At 39.7% G+C, this 19,440-nt stretch carries 13 protein-coding genes; 9 read left to right on the top strand and 4 right to left on the bottom strand.

What is annotated here, in order from left to right; all coding sequences use genetic code 11:
* The first annotated feature begins 59 nt into the window (after positions 1 to 59).
* The 7 genes from FXV77_RS00245 (at position 60) to FXV77_RS00215 (ending at position 13,822) form a co-directional block, all read left to right on the top strand.
* Positions 60 to 3,287 carry a SusC/RagA family TonB-linked outer membrane protein gene (locus FXV77_RS00245; RefSeq protein ID WP_246162119.1) on the top strand — a complete coding sequence of 1,076 codons (3,228 nt, stop codon included), beginning with the start codon at positions 60 to 62 and terminating at the stop codon, positions 3,285 to 3,287.
* 16 nt (positions 3,288 to 3,303) lie between these two features.
* Positions 3,304 to 5,100 (top strand): RagB/SusD family nutrient uptake outer membrane protein, encoded by a 1,797-nt coding sequence (locus FXV77_RS00240; RefSeq protein WP_148917225.1) that lies wholly within the window; start codon positions 3,304 to 3,306, stop codon positions 5,098 to 5,100.
* 59 nt (positions 5,101 to 5,159) lie between these two features.
* A complete protein-coding gene (locus FXV77_RS00235) occupies positions 5,160 to 6,062 on the top strand; it encodes a DUF5017 domain-containing protein (RefSeq protein WP_148917224.1) in 903 nt (300 codons plus the stop codon).
* A 37-nt stretch (positions 6,063 to 6,099) separates the two neighbouring features.
* Complete coding sequence (locus tag FXV77_RS00230; RefSeq protein WP_148917223.1) at positions 6,100 to 7,467, top strand: FAD-dependent oxidoreductase; 1,368 nt, start codon at positions 6,100 to 6,102, stop codon at positions 7,465 to 7,467.
* Between the two features lie 29 nt (positions 7,468 to 7,496).
* A complete protein-coding gene (locus tag FXV77_RS00225; RefSeq protein WP_148917222.1) occupies positions 7,497 to 8,657 on the top strand; it encodes a hypothetical protein in 1,161 nt (386 codons plus the stop codon).
* Between the two features lie 59 nt (positions 8,658 to 8,716).
* Positions 8,717 to 11,380 (top strand): alpha-L-rhamnosidase, encoded by a 2,664-nt coding sequence (locus FXV77_RS00220; protein WP_148917221.1) that lies wholly within the window; start codon positions 8,717 to 8,719, stop codon positions 11,378 to 11,380.
* A 75-nt stretch (positions 11,381 to 11,455) separates the two neighbouring features.
* Positions 11,456 to 13,822, top strand: coding sequence for a cellulase family glycosylhydrolase (locus tag FXV77_RS00215; protein WP_148917220.1), 2,367 nt, complete (start codon positions 11,456 to 11,458; stop codon positions 13,820 to 13,822).
* A gap of 75 nt (positions 13,823 to 13,897) precedes the next feature.
* Here FXV77_RS00215 and FXV77_RS00210 read toward each other — a convergent pair whose 3' ends face one another.
* On the bottom strand, positions 13,898 to 14,995 hold the full coding sequence (locus FXV77_RS00210; protein WP_148917219.1) for a glycoside hydrolase family 5 protein: 1,098 nt from the start codon (positions 14,993 to 14,995) through the stop codon (positions 13,898 to 13,900).
* A 180-nt stretch (positions 14,996 to 15,175) separates the two neighbouring features.
* On the bottom strand, positions 15,176 to 16,612 hold the full coding sequence (locus FXV77_RS00205) for a glycoside hydrolase family 140 protein (RefSeq protein WP_148917218.1): 1,437 nt from the start codon (positions 16,610 to 16,612) through the stop codon (positions 15,176 to 15,178).
* A 183-nt stretch (positions 16,613 to 16,795) separates the two neighbouring features.
* On the opposite strand from FXV77_RS00205, the gene FXV77_RS00200 reads away from it, so the two are divergent.
* Complete coding sequence (locus FXV77_RS00200; RefSeq protein ID WP_148917217.1) at positions 16,796 to 17,824, top strand: glycoside hydrolase family 5 protein; 1,029 nt, start codon at positions 16,796 to 16,798, stop codon at positions 17,822 to 17,824.
* Positions 17,825 to 17,838: 14 nt separating this feature from the next.
* Positions 17,839 to 18,099 carry a DUF72 domain-containing protein gene (locus FXV77_RS22635; RefSeq protein ID WP_148917904.1) on the top strand — a complete coding sequence of 87 codons (261 nt, stop codon included), beginning with the start codon at positions 17,839 to 17,841 and terminating at the stop codon, positions 18,097 to 18,099.
* Between the two features lie 50 nt (positions 18,100 to 18,149).
* Here the strand turns inward: FXV77_RS22635 and FXV77_RS00190 are convergent, their stop codons facing one another.
* Positions 18,150 to 18,707 carry a hypothetical protein gene (locus tag FXV77_RS00190; RefSeq protein ID WP_148917216.1) on the bottom strand — a complete coding sequence of 186 codons (558 nt, stop codon included), beginning with the start codon at positions 18,705 to 18,707 and terminating at the stop codon, positions 18,150 to 18,152.
* Between the two features lie 6 nt (positions 18,708 to 18,713).
* Positions 18,714 to 19,439 (bottom strand): YebC/PmpR family DNA-binding transcriptional regulator, encoded by a 726-nt coding sequence (locus FXV77_RS00185; protein ID WP_148917215.1) that lies wholly within the window; start codon positions 19,437 to 19,439, stop codon positions 18,714 to 18,716.
* Position 19,440: the final 1 nt, after the last annotated feature.

The raw sequence follows: 19,440 nt of genomic DNA, 5'->3' as shown, positions 1-19,440 counted from the left end.
TTCTATTAAACCAAAAAACAATGAAAGTAACTAGCAATTTATCTCCACTTTTTTTAAGTATGTCAAGGCATACAGAACGAAAAGTTGGCTGTAACAGAGTCGCTAAGAGTTTTCTGATTACAGGAAAAATTTGTTTGGTGATTCTGCTGATGTGTAGCATCTCCGCTGTAAATGCCCAGACGCCGCGTACAGGTACTCCATTTACCGTTACCGGGGAAGTTAAGGATGCTCAACAGAACCCGTTGCCAGGAGCTAACGTAAAAATTAAGGGCTCTCCATCAGGAACTGTGGCAGATGTGAATGGAAACTTTAGCATTACCGTACCAAATGACCAGACGATTCTAGTGTTCTCTTATTTGGGGATGAAAATGCGTGAGGTAAATGTTGGGGCAAACACCGTTTTAGATGTAACTCTTCTGGAAACCGATAATTCCTTGGATCAGGTAGTGGTAATAGGTTATGGAACAACTACCGTGAGAGATTTAACTGGGGCGGTAGGCCAAGTAAATATGGCTGATCTCGAAAAAGCTCCGGTAAAATCCTTTGATGAAGCTTTAGCTGGGCGCGTCGCAGGTTTAACCATTGGAACAAGAGATGGGCAGCCAGGGGCTAATACAACACCTATTATTAGAGGAGCAGGAACATTAACGCAAGATCCGTCTCCGTTATATGTTATTGACGGATTTCCGATGGAAGACGCTAATAGTAATTCCATAAACCCATCAGATATTGAATCTATTGAGGTTCTCAAAGATGCTTCCGCAACAGCGATATATGGATCAAGAGGAGCGAACGGCGTTATCATGATTACCACAAAACGCGGGAAAGCAGGAGACCCTGTAATAAACTATAATGGATACTTAGGTCTTTCTGACAATCCAAAAAACCTGGAGCTTATGAAGGCTTATGAATTTGTGAAATATCAATACGAACTCGACCCCGAATATGCACAAAATGCCTATTTAAATAAGTTTACGAAGGAAGGATCTACAGTCGAAGAAGCTATTGAAAAATATAGGGATGAGCCATCTATTGACATGCAAGGTCTGATTTATCAAGCGGCTCCAATGCATAACCATGAGCTATCCATCCGCGGAGGTAATGCAAATACTACGTACTCTTTATCTGGAAATATCCTTGACCAAACGGGATTAATCATTAATTCTGGGTTTAAGCGTTACCAAGGAAGATTTAGTTTAGACCAAAAATTGGGTAAAAGAGTAAAAATAGGGACTAATCTGAATTATGCAGTCAATAATACCTTTGGGGCAGTAGCATCAGAAACCCAATATAAATTCACGTATAGTAGTTTGGCCTTAATGTACTCTGTATGGGGTTTCAGACCAGTCGCGGCAAATAATGAACTGTTACTGGATGAGTTTTTCGATCCAGATGTTGCTGGCGGCGACTACCGGGTAAACCCGATTATTTCGGCAGAAAATGAACTGAGAGAAACGAATGTGACTACGCTGAATGCGAATGCTTACGCGGAATTTATAATTACGCCAGCGTTGACATTTAGAACATCTGGTGGAGTCAACAATACGATGGTAAACAGGAACAATTTTTTCAATTCATTAACGGCAAACGGAAATTATAGAAGAGTGGAGGGCGTTAATGGTTCTATCATCCATAACCCTATAAATACTTGGTCAAATTCAAATATCTTAACATTCAAAAAGACATTAAACGGATTTCACAACCTGAACGTAATGGGTGGCTTTACCTTGCAAGAACAACACAATGGTTATTATGGCTTAGAGGCACAGCAAGTATTGAATGAAAATTTAGGACTAGATGGTCTAGACGAAGCAGAAACACAGATAAACTTCTCCAATAGATCCAAATGGACAATGGCGTCTGTCTTGGGAAGGGTGGCATATAATTACAAATCAAAATATTATGCCACGGTTTCTTTCCGCTACGACGGATCTTCAAAATTTTCGCCTGATAACAGATGGGGATTTTTTCCCTCTGCAGATGCATCTTGGCGGATGAAAGAAGAGCGGTTCCTTAAAGATGTTGATTTTGTTAATGAAGCCAAACTCCGTGTAAGCCACGGTGCATCAGGAAATAATCGGGTGTCAGATTTTCCGTATATGTCTCAGCTAACCGTTCCACGTTTTGGCGGATACTCCTTTAATAATGGAATACCGACTCGTGGTTCAGTCTTGTCTAGCTATGGTAACCCTAATCTCAAATGGGAAACGACTGTACAAACCAATATTGGCTACGATCTTTCCTTATTCAGAAACCGCTTGAGTATTACAGCTGATGTTTACCGGAAAACAACAAGTGATCTTTTGATCGAAGCAAACCTGCCCTATTCTACAGGATTGTATAATATAAACAATCGGGCAACGGCATTTAAGAATATAGGAAAACTTCGTAATCAGGGACTTGAATTTACGTTGAATACAATTAATATAGAAAAACCTAATTTTAAATGGTCTACAAATTTTAACATCAGTTTTAACCAAAATAAAATTATGGAGTTATATGAAGATATTTCTTCGATAACAAGTCAGGTTGCTTTTGATAGCGATTTTTCAAGTGTACCATCTTACATTTCTCCTCTTCACCAATCTGCCGGACAAATGTACGGATTGGTGTGGGACGGCGTGTACCAATATAATGATTTTGACCTTGTGGCAGGAAGTTATATTTTGAAAAGTCATATCACTACAAACGGACAACAAAACGTTCAACCCGGGGATATCAAATACAAAGATTTAAATGGAGATTTGAAAATTGACTTGTTTGACTTTACCGTAGTTGGAAGGGGTGTTCCTATCCATGTGGGTGGTTTTACCAATAACTTTTCCTATAAAGGTTTTGACTTGAACATACTTTTCCAATGGTCTTACGGTAATGATATCGTGAATGCCAACCGGCTTCTTTTTGAAGGTAATGCCAAACGTATGAGAGCGTTAAATCAGTATGCCTCTTATGAAGATCGTTGGACACCGGAAAATCAAAGCAACGAGTTCTTCCGTACCGGTGGACAAAGAGATGCATATTTCTCTAGCAGGGTTATAGAGGATGGTTCTTTTTTAAGATTAAAAACTGTTGCATTAGGGTATAATTTTGAAGAATCTTTCCTAAAAAGAGCACGACTTAAAACGCTGAGGGCTTATGTGTCCGCACAAAATTTATATACTTGGAGTAGCTATTCCGGTTCAAACCCTGACGTGTCTACAAGACATTCTGTCTTAACACCGGGGTTTGATTTTGCTTCATATCCTTTAGCAAGAACTATTGTTTTTGGAATTAACACATCATTATAAAACATAAACTAATACGATGAAAAGATATATGATAATAGTGATTGTGTTGCTTGTTTGCAATACTTCATGCCAAAAATTTCTCAATACCGAACCCACAAATTTTATTACACCGGAATATCAAAATATAGCACAGCTTGAAACTGGGTTGGCCGGTGTGTACGATGTTCTTGGAACGGTGTATCAAGACGATTGGCCATACTGGCTCAACGCTACATCAGACATAGAATACGATAGAACAGGGCAGCAGAATTCAACGATATACATCTATAGTCCGGCAGATATCCGTATCACCAGTTTCTGGAGGGTACTATATCAAGGCGTTTACCGAGCAAATGTTATATTGGAAGCGGTAAAAAACCCCAATCTTCCGGAGGAAAAGGCGAGAATTGAGGGTGAAGCACTTTTCTTACGTGCCTACTATAACTTCTTGTTGGTGAGTAACTTTGGGAATGTCCCTTTACTTCTAACCGCTGATCCTTCCATTACGGAATTGAATGTTCCGGCTACCCCAATGAAGGACATTTACGACCAAGTGGTAGCCGATATGATAAAAGCAGAGAGCCTAGTAGATGCAGCTGGTGACGGAAAAGCGACATTTGGAGGGCGCATATCAAAATCTGCCGTTCAGGGGATTCTTGCTCGTGTTTATTTAAAAATGGCGGGCTATCCTTTAAATGGAGGAAGACCGATGTATGAGGAAGCTTTACGATGGGCGAAAAAAGTTGAAGATTCTGGTCTACATGCGCTGGCGCCTGATTATCGCGAAATTTTTAAGCGATACGCTCGTGATGAGTATGATATCAAAGAAAGTATCTGGGAAGTAGAATATTATGGTAACGGAACCGGAGGGTTACAGGAGTATACATATTATGTAGGAGCTCGCTGTGGGATTCTCTCAGTTGACTTGGAAATCGGAAGAAGCGGCGGGCTGATTATGGCATCCAAAAAGCTTTTTGACTTATATGGAGGTACGACAGCTAGTAGCCCCGATATTAGAAGGGATTGGAACATCGCGACGTATTCGTGGGGCGGTTCAGTGCCAGGTGTCTATACGCCTATAACCGACTTATTTAGAAGATATGCCGGCAAATGGAGGCGGGAGTATGAAACACTTACACCGAAAGGAAATAATGTTAGTGGGCAGAACTTCCCTATTTTACGGTATGCAGATATTTTACTGATGATAGCGGAAGCAGAGAATGAATTGAATGGACCAGATAATGCTTACCAGTATGTAAATGATGTGAGAAGGAGGGGCTATGGAATTTTGCATGGGAATACGGTAAAAACTATCATTGTGACAAATGGGGGTAGCGGATATACCTCAACCCCGACCATTACGATTGAAGGAGGTTTGATTAATGCTACGGCTGTTGTTTCTGCCGGGGTGGTTACTGAAATAAATATTACGGATCACGGAACTATTACCCAGTCAACCGGTTATGTTGCCCCTCCGGTAATAACAATTAGTGGTGGAGGTGGATCAGGTGCGACTGCAGAGGCGGTCTTAACACAAAGCACCGATGCAGATTTAACGGTCACAGAAACGGCCTCTGCTCCTGCATTGTTACAAGCGATAAAAGACGAAAGAGCTAGAGAATTTTGTTTCGAAGCTTCACGCCGCCCAGACTTGATCCGATGGGGCAGTTTTGTAAGAGATATCCGACAATACGCTATCGATGGCAGAGCCTTGGGTATGAGTGACGGCATGGTAGCTTGGACAAACAATGTTACGGAAAGATCTGTATTGTTGCCTATTCCTATTTATGATCTGACGTTAAATAAAGCATTGGAACAAAATCCAGGATATTAATGTTAAAACGACGACAGAATTATAAAACGAACATGATCAATAATCCTAAAAATAAGTAGATGAAAAGAATATATATTATATTGCTGGCATGCGTGCTGTGGTCATGCAGTAAGGAAATTAAATTAGAATCGCCAGATTTTGATGTTTGGGTAGAAAAAGACACCTATAACGTTGGAGACACCGTGACCTTCAATTTTTCGGGAAGAGCGGAAAATGTCACCTTTTATTCCGGTAAAGATGGAGAAAATTATCAATTCAGAAACAGAACTACCGTAGAAGGGGTTGTTCCGAAGCTTTCATTCACCAGTGTTTACGGCTCGGGCACCCAGTATGATAATTTACGTGTTATGACTACTACCAATCTGGAAGCATACACAAATGAGGCGGTTTTGGAAGCAGAATGGCAGGATATCTCGGATAGGGCTATCTGGCATACGGCACCTGGTCAAACTATCTCGTCGGGAGATATAGATCTTTCAGATTTATTGGAGAATGATAAGCCTTTTTTTGTTGCTTTTAAGCATGTTGGTTATACGGATACAAAACCAGTTGGAAATAGATTGATACAAAAATTTCACGTAACAGCGGAACTTCCTGATGGGACATCAAGCGTCGTTACAACATTATTAACTGCAGATTGGTCTCTTTTTGATATAAAAAACGCTGCGAGAAACTGGGCGCTAAATTTTAGCGCATCAGTTCCTGATCTTCGATTGGTAGGAGGAGGTGCAAATGAACCTGAAATTGAAGACTGGGCTATTACAAAACCACTGTATTTTAATAAGGTTACGCCAGATATAGGTAAACCAATCCAATATATCAGTGGTAATGTACTATCTCATTATAATTTTTCAGCGTATGATGAACCAGGAACCTATACTGTTGTTTTTGTAGCATCAAATGCCAACGCCGACGGACAAGTATCCGTAGTAAAACAGTTGGAAATTACTATAGATCCGTAAATTAAGCCTGTAAGTGAAAACAATAAATAGAAATAACATGACGAAGATTAATCGAAGATTATTGCTGAAATCGTTGAGTATTGCCTCTATTGGAGCCGTTGTTCCCAATCTTTCAAAAGGAGAGGTGCTGAGTAAGCCTTATAAAATTAAAACAGAAGCCATAAAAACAGACATCCTCGTCGTTGGAGGAGGAACTGCCGGTGTGGTTGCTGCTATCCAAGCAGCAAGAGGCGGGAGTAAAGTTATTCTTGTGGAAAATGGAAGTCAGCTGGGTGGTACTATTTCGACAGCAGGTGTTGCTTTCCCAGGTATTTTTTTTGCGTGGGGCAAACAAGTAATCGGTGGAGTCGGTTGGGAATTAGTGAAAGATGTCGTCGCGTTAAATGATGATAAACTGCCCAATTTTTCCGCTCCGCATGGTGAACAGCACTGGCACCACCAAGTCAGGTTAAACGGATACCTGTATGCGGTACTCGCTGAAGAAAAATGCTTGGATGCCGGTGTGCATATCAGGTATTATGAAACGCCAACAGAAGCAACTTTTAGGGAAAACAACTGGATGGTGAGGACCGCGGGGAAAGGGGTTCAGACAGAAATAACTTGTAATCAGATAATAGACTGTACGGGGAATGCCTTTATGGCTTCCATAGCAGGATTTAACCTGATTAGAGAAGCAGAAACACAGCCGGGAACTTTAATGTTCCAACTGGGAGGTTACAATTTCGACTCATTAGACCTTGAATTGATAAAAAAGCGCTATGCCGAAGCTTTGGAAAAGGGGGAGCTTGTTAGGAAAGAGTCCAGAGGAGATATTGTTGGCTTATTAAGAAGTAGGGGCGATAACATACAGCACATAGCCAACGCTGATTCAACTACGTCGGAAACACACACATTAGCAAATATTAACGGGCGGATGTCCTTGTTGAAACATTTAAAATTTATACGGACGTTGCCCGGATGTGAGAAGGCAAGAATCATCACCATGCAGACAGAAACAGGCGTACGCGAAACCTATAGAATTGACGGACACTATAAAATAACACATGAAGACTACATTACGGCCAAGACATTTGATGATGCGGTTGGGTACTCCTATTATCCAATAGACCTTCACGATGAACACGGGGTCATTCCCAGTCAGCTAAAAATAGGGACTGTTCCCGTGATTCCGTTAAGAGCCTTAGTGCCAAAGAATAGCCGTAATTTTATCGTTGCAGGCCGCAGTATAAGTAGTGACCGATTGGCGAACTCTGCTTTACGCGTGCAAGCATCTTGTATGGCTATGGCACAGGCTGCTGCTGTTGCAGCGGTTTTAGCAAATAAACAAAATAAGTCTCCTTTAGAAGTACCAATCAAAGAAATACAGCAAATGATAACAGAATATGGAGGAATAGTTCCGAAATAATCAAAATGTGTCGGTTATTTATAAGAGGTATGAGAAATAGGATAAAATTATATTTTTTATTGTCGGTATTTGTGCTACTTACATCGGCGTTCTTTCCAGTAGATAGAATTCGTTATTTTCTTTCTCCCTCAATTAGAGGTGATATCACGACTGTCAAAAAATATCCGGTTAATTTTAACGATACTATTCCGAATGATACGCTTTATCAAAACCTATCAAAAGAAGGTTACCCACTCTCTTATTATCGAAAAATCACAACGGGAATCTGCTTCGATAATAAATGTAGGATGCTCGATATCATTTTGCTTTGGGATATTACGGGACGATATTTAGGCTTCGAACTCCCAGAAGGGGAGTTTTTAAGTAAAACGGACCACGAACCTTTTAGACAAGATGAATATGAACGATTGCATAATATTCTGGCCGATGAACATTCGCCGCTGGCAAACTTCTCCTATAATCAATTGATAACGCCACAAATTAGTTTTCTGGATGTCGATGCTATTACAGGACCTACCGCACCGGCAGTTTTAGACTATGTTGTCCAGGGGGCGGTCTACACGACTTACCAGTTATGGCATTTTACATATGGACAGGCAAAAGAGGAAGTAGAAAAGTTAACTATAAAATTTCTTTCTGTAGATTTAATATTAAAAATTTTAGATAGTGAAAATGACGCTGATAAGATGTGGGCTTTAGATCATATCAAGGGATATGTCACGCTAGCCCCAGTATTGAGGGAAAAGATATTGCAGTTTATCAATAACGACAATTATAGTCTGGCAGAACGGGCAATTTCAGCCATTTCCCCGCTCGAATTAGCGGATGAAATCTTTCAGGAAGCCATTTTGGAAAAGTTTTTCACGGCAGACTATAGTTTAAAACAGCAGCTAATAGATAAGCTGACGGAGGTTGACAAATTGAGTGCGAATGTCATTTGCAAATTGGCCGATAATATGGGGACACTGAATGTAGCGATGCTCGGAAGGGTTATAGACCTCTTTAGGAAACAACATGTTGTAGACGATAAAGCCCTGAAGAAAGTAATACCTTTACTCAAACACGAAAACTCATTTGTGAGAAGAAAAGCCTACGGGCTGTTAATGAGTATAGAAAACCAAAATCAATATATTAAGGATGCGTTGAAAGAATATACATCAAACAATAAAGAATCGGAGCAATGGTTATAAAAGAACAATACGTAAACGCTGTTTTAAAAAATATTTTAGGCGTAATAGTGCTAATAATAATGGTTCCCTTACATGGCCTTGCTTTTCAAAAACCTATTGTCAAAGATCTAAGATGTGAACATCTCGTAAAACCGCTAGGTGTGGATACTCCTAAGCCTCGTTTAAGTTGGCTTCTGAAAGACGATAGAAAAGGTGCCGTACAAACAGCCTATCGTATTGTCATGGGGACAGATTCGTTAGCGGTCGTAAACCGAAAAGGAAATGTCTGGGTATCAGGCAAGGTTGATGCTGACAGAAATCTTATAACATATAAGGGAGAACCCCTGACGCCCTTTACTAAATATTTTTGGGTGGTAGACATTTGGGACCATGAACATAGAGAAGTGAAATCTTTACATATCTCTAGTTTTGAGACAGGAATGCAGGAAACCACCAATTGGAAGGGGGCATGGATCACAGACAATCACGATATTCATTTAAAGCCTGCAGCTTATTTCAGGAAAGAATTTGAATCGGTCAAAAAAATAAAAACAGCGAGGGCATATATCGCTGCAGCAGGTTTTTACGAGCTTACTATCAACGGAGAAAACGTAGGAAACCATCGTCTAGATCCAAACTTTACACGGTATGACCGAAGAACGCTATACGTCACGCACGATATAACATCATTACTGAAAAATGGGGAAAATGCAATTGGCGTTATATTAGGAAATGGTTGGTACAATCATCAGTCAACGGCAGTATGGTTTTTCGATCAAGCACCTTGGCGGGCGCGGCCCAAATTTTGTATGGATGTTAAAGTAACCTATGAAGATGGCAGCGTAGAAACCATCTCAACAGATAAAACCTGGAAAACCTCGACGGGGGCAATTATCTTTAACAGCATTTACACCGCTGAGCATTATGATGCGCGTTTAGAACAAAAGGGATGGAACAACATTAATTTCGTTGATACGGCGTGGAAAAATGTCTCCTACACACCTGCACCAACACAAAATATCGTTTCACAGCAAATGCATCCCATTAGAGATGTAAAAAGTATCCATCCGGTAAGCATCCGCAAGTTCAGCAATTTCCATTATGTGTATAACATTGGACAGAATATCGCTGGCGTAAGCGAGTTCAAGGTAAGAGGGGAGGCCGGAACAACCATTCTCCTAATCCACTCCGAACGTTTAACGAAGGAAGGGACAGCGGATTTATCTAATTTAGATTACCATTATAGACCGACAGATGATAGAGACCCATTCCAAACAGATATTTTTATCCTTAGCGGGAATGGATATGAAACTTTTAGGCCGAAGTTTAATTATAAAGGTTTTCAATATATAGAGATTCTTAGTGATAAACCTATAGAATTGAAAAAAGAAAGTCTTACCGCCTATTTTATGCATAGCGATGTCCCTGTTATCGGAAAAATAGAAACATCCAATGAAACGCTGAATAAGATATGGACGGCTACCAATAATTCTTATTTATCTAATTTATTTGGTTATCCCACTGATTGTCCGCAGCGAGAAAAGAACGGATGGACAGGTGATGGCCATATTGCCATCGAAACTGGTTTATACAATTTTGATGCTATAACCATTTATGAAAAGTGGATCGCAGACCATCAGGATGAACAACAGGCGAATGGCGTATTACCGGCTATTATTCCAACAGGCGTCTGGGGCTACGATTGGGCAAATGGCGTAGATTGGACCAGTTCTATTGCTATTATCCCATGGAATATTTATCTTTTCTACGGTGACGTACATCTTTTGGAAAAAGCTTACGATAATATAAAAAGGTATGTAGACTATATAGATGCCAACAGTCCAACAGGCTTAACAGATTGGGGTCTGGGCGACTGGATTCAAATTAAGTCTGTCGCTAATAAGGAGTTAACTTCTTCTATTTATTTTTATGTCGATACGCAAATATTGGCCAGGGCAGCCGAACTATTGGGTAAGGAGAAAGACGCCGTTAAATATTTATCATTATCAAGCAAAATAAAGGATGCAATAAATTTAAAATATCTGAACGGGGAAACGGGGATATACGCAGCCGGTTTACAAACTGAATTGAGTGTCCCCTTATACTGGGGAATAGTTCCTAACGAACTGAAAAGTCTTGTAGCAAAAAAGCTCGCCGAGAGAGTAGACGCCGATGGAGGACTTGATGTTGGATTACTAGGATCAAAAACGATATTAAATGCCCTCAGCGAAAATGGATATGCAGACTTGGCTTACAAGCTAGCGTCTAATGAAGAATATCCCTCATGGGGGTGGTGGATGAAAAACGGTGCGACGACATTATATGAAAACTGGAAAATAGAAGGAAATACAGATATTTCATTAAACCATATCATGTTTGGAGAAATCAGTGCATGGTTTTATAAAGGTCTAGGTGGGATAAAACCGGATACCGAGCAGCCGGGGTTTAAAAATGTCCTGCTAGAACCTCATTTCGTAGACAGTTTAGATCGGTTTTCCGCCAGCTATAATGGGCCGTATGGCACTATTCTTTCATCCTGGAAGAAAGAAGGCAAGAAAACAACATATGAAGTAACTATTCCTGCTAATTCTACAGCAAGGCTTATACTACCCTCAAATATTGACGTTTACGAAGGAGGCAAACCTTTCGGCATAGTTGATAAAGTTCATGGAGGAAATTCAACGGTTAAGAAAAATATCAAGTTACTTGCTGGAACGTATAATTTTGAATTGAGGTACCCATAATATATTTCGTCTCGATTACAATACAACGGATTTACAACCAATAAATTGACTTTATCGTATAACTATTAAAAAAAGATGAAAACAAACCTAATTATCCTGTTATTCTTATTCAATACATTCTTTATCCCGACGTATTCACAGACGCGGACCGATAGTTTTTTTAAAGATGGAGAGCGTGTTAATTTTATCGGAAATAGCATTACCCATAATGGAGATTTCCACCATTATATCCTCACGTTTTATGCTACTCGTTTTCCACAGGAAAAGGTGCATTTTTACAATTCTGGCATAAAAGGCGACAATGCCAATAGCTTTCTCCGTAGAATGGACGCCGATATCCTTCCCAAAAAGGCAGATTGGTCGATAGTCATGGCTGGAATGAATGATGTAAACAGAAGTTTATACAATCCCGAGATACAGGAGAGCTCTGATATTCCGACACGAAAAGAAAGGGCACTTTCAGATTACAGAGGATATCTGGAAAATGTTATTCGACGGCTATTAAAATCGAAAACAACGATCATACTACAAAAGCCCAGTATTTATGATCAGACAGGCGATTTGCCCACTCCTAATTTCATAGGGGTAAACAATGCCTTAGAAGAATGTACGCAGATCATGGATGAACTTGCGAAAAAATATAAGCTGAGTACTATTGATTACTGGACAATCTTGAACCAAATAAACCTTAAGCTGCAGGAGACTGATCCGAAAGCGACCGTTATTGGTAACGATAGGGTACACCCGGGAGCGATAGGTAATTTTATCATGGCTTATCAATTTTTAAAATCAACAGATGCTCCAGAATATGTGTCTGCTATAGCGTTAGAAGCGGGGAAATTAACGAACGTCAGATATGCTGAAGTTTCTGAATTAAGTGTAACAGAAGAAATTATACAGTTTAAAATACAAGAAGAAAGCTTGCCATTTCCCGTTCCTCCCAATGCCGAACAGGCACTGTCCCTGGTTCCGTTTTCAGAAGAATTCAACAAGCAAATGTTAAAGATATCCGGTCTTTCAGATGGGAAATACAGCATTAGCATTGACGGAGCTTTTATCGGTTCTTTTACAGCAGAGGAGTTTTCCGAAGGTATCAACCTTGCAAACATTAACAGCACACCGCAGTACAAACAGGCGTTAAAGGTGCTAGAAAAAGCCACGAAATATAGAAATGTACAGCGAAAGTTAAGGGATATCAAATTTACAGAGTTCAGTTATTTTCCCGAAAACCTCTGGGGAAAATCTGATATTACCGAAGTGGAGAAATTTATCACGAGTTACCTTGGGTTTATGCACGCTTCTAATGATAAAAGATATGATCATTTTAAAAAGATATTCGATGATTATCTCAAGATTAAACCAGAACAAGAAGCATTAGAGCAACAAGCAGCGCAATTACCTGATTTGATATATAATGAAAGTACGCCTGTAGCGCATATTGTTCAAATCAAGCGGGCCGATACTAGAATGCCGGACAGGAACAATGCTCCATTTGGAACCAATGTGTCAGGCGCGGAGTTCGCTCCGCATAAGGCGCCAGGTCTTTACAACAGGGAATATACTTACCCAACAGTTGCTCAGCTGGATTATTTTAAATCTAAAGGCCTTATTTTATTTAGATTACCCTTTTTATGGGAACGAATTCAAAAAGATTTAAACGGCGAACTGGATGAGGAAGAACTGGCAAGGATGATGACATTTGTTGACGCCGCTCGTGAAAGAAATTTATGGGTTATCCTTGATATGCATAATTATGGGAAGAGATATGTAAATGGAAATAAGGAAACGATTGGTTCTCCCGCGCTCTCGATAGAACATGTAACAGATGTCTGGCAGAAAATAGCCACTCGTTTTAAATATAAAGATAATATTTGGGGCTATGGTTTAATGAATGAGCCCAATGCTATGTTGGCATCAACTCCCTGGATAGATATTGCACAGCGCTTAATCACCGAGATAAGAAAAGTAGATATGAAAACTCCTATTATGGTCGGTGGGGACAGTTGGAGCTCAGCCGAAAGATGGGTAGAAGCAAGTGATAATCTTAAAACCTTAAAAGACCCTGCAAACAACTTGATTTTCGAAGCCCATATTTATTTCGATAAGGATGCTTCCGGTGGTTATAAAAAATCATATGAAGAGGAAGAAGCAACCCCAACTATAGGAGTAGAAAGAGCGAAGCCATTTGTAACGTGGTTGAAAGAAAACAACTTCAAAGGCTTTGTGGGTGAGTATGGTGTTCCAGATAACGACCCCAGATGGTTAGTTACGTTGGATAATATGCTGCGTTATTTACAACAAAACAATGTAAACGGCACCTACTGGTCTGCAGGGCCATGGTGGGGGAAATATCTGTTGGCGATAGAACCCCGTGATGGGATGGATCGGCCTCAGATAAAAGTTTTAGAAAAGTATAAATACGCAGAACCCTATTCCAAATAATTTTTAGAGAATGCGGATTATTAAAAAAGGGGCTCAAATCAAATGTACCCCCTTTTTATGCGATCGTTCGTGTATTTATTCTTTATATTTAAGCTTTCCCTGCATGACGTCCCGAAAAAATTTTCCTTGTTGGCTAGGTTTATAGTCCCAGTTTATAATCATTTGCGGCACCCAAACCGGATCAAAGATCCAAACCGTCCAGGAAATACCCTTTTTGTTGAAGTAGTTCATAATAGCTGGACCATATTTCCCGTCATCATTGAGGTTAGCATCTTCATCATTGTCTGTCATATACCCAATCTCAGTAGCAAAAACAGGATAATTATCCGCTACAAAACCAAAATCTTTTTCCCATTCATCAGTCCACGGATATTTTCTTTTTCCTGGGTAAGGGTGTGTTACGTAGGCCACATTTGGCCTTTCGATAGGTTTAAATCTAACCGGAGTAAGGTCATATGCCCAGTTAAAACCCGCTACCAAAGGTATAGCTTTGTCATTAAGTGAATAAACAACATCAATCAGTTGTTCCATCAAAGCTTTCCACTCATCCCAACTGCAAGTACCATATTGCCCATTATATGTAGTAGGTTCATTAAAAAGCTCGTAGAAAGCAACCGTAGGAACGTCCTTGTAATGTGCAGATATGGTTCTCCAGAAGTTAAACGTTTCACGTTTTGTCGTGTTGTGCATATCATGTGCAAGTAGTTCCATATGAAGATTTCCGATAGCATGCCAGTCGATGATGACATAGATATCCAGTTCTGAACACCATCTTACGGCTTGGTCCAGTAACTTAATATATTCTTCAACACCTCTTTGGTGAAAAGCAATGGGATGCACGGGTATTCTGATCACATTTGCGCCCCAGCTTTTGATTACTTCAAAATGCTTTCTGTCCCATTGGTTATCTTTAACGAGTTTATCGGGATCGGAAATGGATAAACCCTTGAAGACAATAACCTTTCCGCTATCGTCAATAAAAGAATTTCCCTCTACCTTGATGATGCTCAGTTTTTTTATCTCTGGGTATTGTTGAATAAAGGGTGTGATTTTATTGATATGCCACCATTCTTTCTTTATTTCGTTGCTCCGGAGACCGGGTTGCGCATTCGTTAAAGAAAGGTTTAAAAATAAAAAGCAGAAAATAAATAACTTTGACTGTAATTCTTTCATGATTTAGTTCTTTTGATAATCTGCAAAATAGGATTTAACAGCCGTTTATGATGAGACTTTTTTAGCCGTAATTAATACATAATTGCCTTTATGGTTTTAGCGGGTTATCTGGTTTCAATTGATATTACGATATGTCTACCCCTATACTGTAGGTGCAAATCATACTATCTTCATCAAGAATTAGGGGACTTGTATTAAATCAGACGTTGTTAATATCAGCAGCCAATCATTGTTTATTCCAGAGCTGGGAGGTATAAATTCAAACGGACCTGTTTGTGTTATTAAGGTCGGCGTGGATAATTTTCCGATTCGGGGGTTATACCAGAAGGTAAAGATTTTGTCGCCTTTCAATTTGTGAAGGTCAACTTTTACCGCTTGTCCGAGTGCCAAGTATATGAGTGCAAAAGAAAGGTCTTTAGCAAGAGCAGAACTGATGTAGGTATTATCCGTTCCATATGTATTCAAAATTAATGATTGGTCTGCCTTAAACATTCCCAGTGGAAAAATACTAAAGATTTTATGCAGGTGTTTGATGTCATGAGCTCCTGGCCTGTTTAAGGCTTCTTTCCAGTCTGTCAAGCAGGGGATAGTAAAGGATCCCCCTTTTTTAAACATTTGCCAGACTGCATTATTTCCATAGGTGTAACCACATGCACCTGAAAGAAAGTTCCAATATGCATGAACCCGTACGTCGTGATCCGTAAAAAAACCTTCTTTAAAATGTGTAGATTTAGCTTTCAGAAGGTTGTTCTTGTCCAATATTTGCACAGGCACTTTTTCCTTGCTTTCCCAATCGATATATTTCCAAAATCGAACAGGTATATCTTCGTAAGCAGGTTCTGCATCAATAAAAGGTTTTCGGGGAAATTGTTCAGCATCTTTTTCCGCAAAGCGGTAAACAGGCATATACCTATGGGCGTGTCCACTTTGGTATATATTGAAATCTATCCAATCTTCTCTATAGGACGAAGATGAATTTTCTCCGGCCGGATGATAGCTCATCAAATTTCTACCTTGATCTTCTTTTTTAATACCTGCGGCCATTGCTTGCCAAACGCCTAAAGCGGTATCATTATCGATATTCCGGTCGCCTCCCAATATCCATATGATATTACGCTTACCATATCTTTTACCTAAAAACTCCCCATATATACTTGCATTTTTTTCGTTAAAAATAACAGGGTCTATACCTGGTCTATTGTTAGGTACCTTATCCGCCCAGGTCGGCAATAATGCAATATATAACCCTAATTTTTCAGCTTTTTCTATAATATAATCCACATGTTCGAAGTATTTTAAATTTGGCTTTTTCGGATCTAGATCTATCAGCGGAATTTCCCCGTAAGCATTTGGCTTTCCTAAACCATCATCTTCTGCCAGTACGACAGCTTGTATAACAGTAAACCCCTGTTTTGCCCTTTTTGTAAGATAATGATCGGCTTCTTCCCTGTTTAACTTATGAAACAATTCCCATGCGGTGTCCCCTAACCATAAAAACGGTTGTCCGTCTTGATCTTCGATATAGCGCTTATCCTGACTTATTTTAAGGCTGGTAGATTGACCAAATACAACCTCGTTAACGATAAGTGCAAACATTAAAATAACAATACTTTTCATTTATGAAACGATAGTTTATGCTTTTGAAATTAAAAGATAATATTGACAATATAAAGAGTGAGATAAATAGGGACTATTATAGGTTAAAAAAGTATTATAAACAGATTGCTGCGAAGTATATTTTTGTATTCAACCCCTTAGCTCTTATAAGCTGAGAGAACTAAACATATTAAAGAAAAGAAGATGAAACGAATTATTTTTTTGAGCCTTTTGATCGTAAGCCTATCCTTCACTATTAAAGCACAAGACTTAGATATGCCTTTTGGGGTAAATTTAGCTGGTGCTGAGTTTGCACATGATCAGATCCCCGGCATATACGGCAAAAACTATATCTATCCGACTACAGAGGAAATAGATTACTTTAAATCTAAAGGTTTAACTCTTTTAAGGGTTCCATTTTTATGGGAGCGCATGCAGCCTGTTCTAGGTGGCGAATTAGATCCAATCGAATTAAATAGATTAAAAACATTCATAAATGCTGCTCAAGAAAGAAACGTTTGGATTATCCCAGATATGCACAATTATTGTCGTCGTTATGTTGGTGGAACACGTTACATTATCGGGTCTTCTGAAGTAACTATATCCCACCTTGCAGATGCATGGAGAAAATTGGCGGCTGAGTTAAAATCTTATAATAATATCTGGGGCTATGGAGTGATGAATGAACCTCATGATCTATTAGAAAACGTATCTTGGTTCTCTATCGTACAGGCCACAATCCAGGAAATCAGAAAAGAAGATATGAAGACAACTATTATTGTGGCTGGGGATAGCTGGAGCTCTGCATCACGTTGGCCAACCTTTAGCGGGAATTTAAAATATCTTAAAGATCCGTCTGATAATCTGATTTTTGAAGGTCATATTTATTTTGATGATGATGCTTCCGGATCATACAAAGGTTCCTATGAAGATGAGAAAGCGAGTGAAACCACAGGTATAAGCCGGGCGATTCCTTTTGTGGAATGGTTAAAGAAAAATAACCTGCGCGGTTTTATTGGGGAATATGGGGTACCAGATACTGATCCAAGATGGTTAGTGACGTTAGATAAACTATTGGCCTATTTGCAAAAAAACGGAGTAAATGGTACGTATTGGGCTGCTGGGCCTCAATGGGGTAAATATAAGCTGGCCGTTGAACCAATTAATGGAGTAGATCGTCCTCAAATGAAGGTATTGGAAAAATATAAGTTCGCGGATAAAGTAAAATATTGATCAATGGCCAATAACTGGCTAAGCCAAGTCACGATAGCATTATTGTATCAAGTCAATTTGTTACAGCGACTTGGAAAACGTTATTTTATCTAAGCCATCTGCGAAAAAATTGGTTTGAATACTATTCCAAATGCTTTAATACCTATGGGTTTAATGGGACATTTTATAAATTCTCAACAGTAGAAAACTCGTTTTCATGGCATCATAAGGTTGCCGGTGATTTTAAATTCAGCTTCAAAGCTCAAAAAAAACAATCATGCACATTAAAAGAGTGAACAATGTGACAAAGAAATAGAAGAACTTTATTTGACACACAAGGAAGTATTCAATCTTTTGGTTTCTCCGGATCGGAGCTTCTTCTAGTAACACCCGCCTTAAACCGCGGCTTGAAACCAGAAGGCTTGCTCGCTGGAGATGCAGACTCCACAGGCTTGGTTTCCTCCTCCTCCTTCGGTTTCTCTGGCTCAGCGGCTTTGAAACGCGGCTTGAAACCAGAAGGCTTGCTCGCTGGAGATGCAGACTCCACAGGCTTGGCTTCCTCCTCCTTCGGTTTCTCTGGCTCGGCGGCTTTGGTGGCCCCAGCTTTGAAACGCGGCTTGAAACCAGAAGGCTTTGATGAGACAACCGTTTCTGTTGGATGTGGAGACATTTCCTCCAATATCTCAGCAGAAACAGCCTGATCTTTAACAGCAGTTTCCTCTTCTTCAATCAACGCGTACTGCTTTCTCAATTTATTAAACCAAAATTTCTTCGTATGGTCAAAACTTTTTTCTCCCATTTGAGCATAATGTTGCCTAAACTCATCATATAACGAGCGATTATCCCCCTGCAATAGGGGTAAATCTATTTTCTTTTTGGCAAAAAACTCCTCAAATGTCATCACAAACACTTACTCCATATTATGATAAACTGCCTGCACATCGTCGTCCTCCTCAATTTTGTCGATTAGCTTGAGTACATCAGCAGCCTGGTCTTCATCTAAAGAACTATGAGACAAAGCAATACGCTCCAGCTTAGCAGATTTCACTTCAAGTCCCTTCTCTTCTAAAAGGCTTTGCATGTTTCCAAAATCCTCAAAGGAAGTTTGAACAACGACAATATCATTACCTTCTTCATCAGCTTCTACATATAACTCTTCCAGTCCTCCATCGATAAGTTCCAATTCTAATTCTTCGACATCAAGGTCTTCCGCAGCCTCGAAGCGAAATATCGATTTCCGTTGAAAGATAAAGTCAAGCGATCCGGTCTTACCCAATGAGCCCCCTGATTTGGTAAAATAACTTCTGATATTTGCCACCGTGCGGTTGGTATTGTCAGTAGCCGTTTCTATCAAAACCGGTACGCCATGAGGGCCGTATCCTTCATATACAAATTCTTCATATCCTTTCGCATCCTTTTCAGAAGCTCTTTTAATAGCTGCTTCAACGCGATCTTTCGGCATATTAACAGCTTTCGCATTTTGAACGGCTGTACGCAAACGGGAATTATTTTCCGGGTGTGGACCGCCCTCTTTTACCGCAATGGCTATTTCTTTTCCTAGGCGTGTAAACTGAACGGCCATTTTGGCCCAACGTTTAAATTTTCTTTCTTTTCTAAATTCAAAGGCTCTGCCCATT

This window comes from Sphingobacterium phlebotomi (assembly GCF_008180195.1).
Lineage (GTDB): Bacteria > Bacteroidota > Bacteroidia > Sphingobacteriales > Sphingobacteriaceae > Sphingobacterium > Sphingobacterium phlebotomi.
The sequence above is the reverse complement of the archived record's forward strand: the minus strand, read 5'-3'. Positions and strand labels throughout refer to the sequence as shown.

Excerpts from the sequence above, each read along its gene's own strand:
- FXV77_RS00245 (WP_246162119.1), top strand. The coding sequence starts at position 60 with ATGTCAAGGCATACAGAACGAAAAGTTGGCTGTAACAGAGTCGCTAAG.
- FXV77_RS00220 (WP_148917221.1), top strand. The coding sequence starts at position 8,717 with ATGGTTCCCTTACATGGCCTTGCTTTTCAAAAACCTATTGTCAAAGAT.
- FXV77_RS00225 (WP_148917222.1), top strand. The coding sequence starts at position 7,497 with ATGAGAAATAGGATAAAATTATATTTTTTATTGTCGGTATTTGTGCTA.
- FXV77_RS00205 (WP_148917218.1), bottom strand. The coding sequence starts at position 16,612 with ATGAAAAGTATTGTTATTTTAATGTTTGCACTTATCGTTAACGAGGTT.
- FXV77_RS00240 (WP_148917225.1), top strand. The coding sequence starts at position 3,304 with ATGAAAAGATATATGATAATAGTGATTGTGTTGCTTGTTTGCAATACT.
- FXV77_RS00200 (WP_148917217.1), top strand. The coding sequence starts at position 16,796 with ATGAAACGAATTATTTTTTTGAGCCTTTTGATCGTAAGCCTATCCTTC.
- FXV77_RS00185 (WP_148917215.1), bottom strand. The coding sequence starts at position 19,439 with ATGGGCAGAGCCTTTGAATTTAGAAAAGAAAGAAAATTTAAACGTTGG.
- FXV77_RS00235 (WP_148917224.1), top strand. The coding sequence starts at position 5,160 with ATGAAAAGAATATATATTATATTGCTGGCATGCGTGCTGTGGTCATGC.
- FXV77_RS00230 (WP_148917223.1), top strand. The coding sequence starts at position 6,100 with ATGACGAAGATTAATCGAAGATTATTGCTGAAATCGTTGAGTATTGCC.
- FXV77_RS00210 (WP_148917219.1), bottom strand. The coding sequence starts at position 14,995 with ATGAAAGAATTACAGTCAAAGTTATTTATTTTCTGCTTTTTATTTTTA.
- FXV77_RS00215 (WP_148917220.1), top strand. The coding sequence starts at position 11,456 with ATGAAAACAAACCTAATTATCCTGTTATTCTTATTCAATACATTCTTT.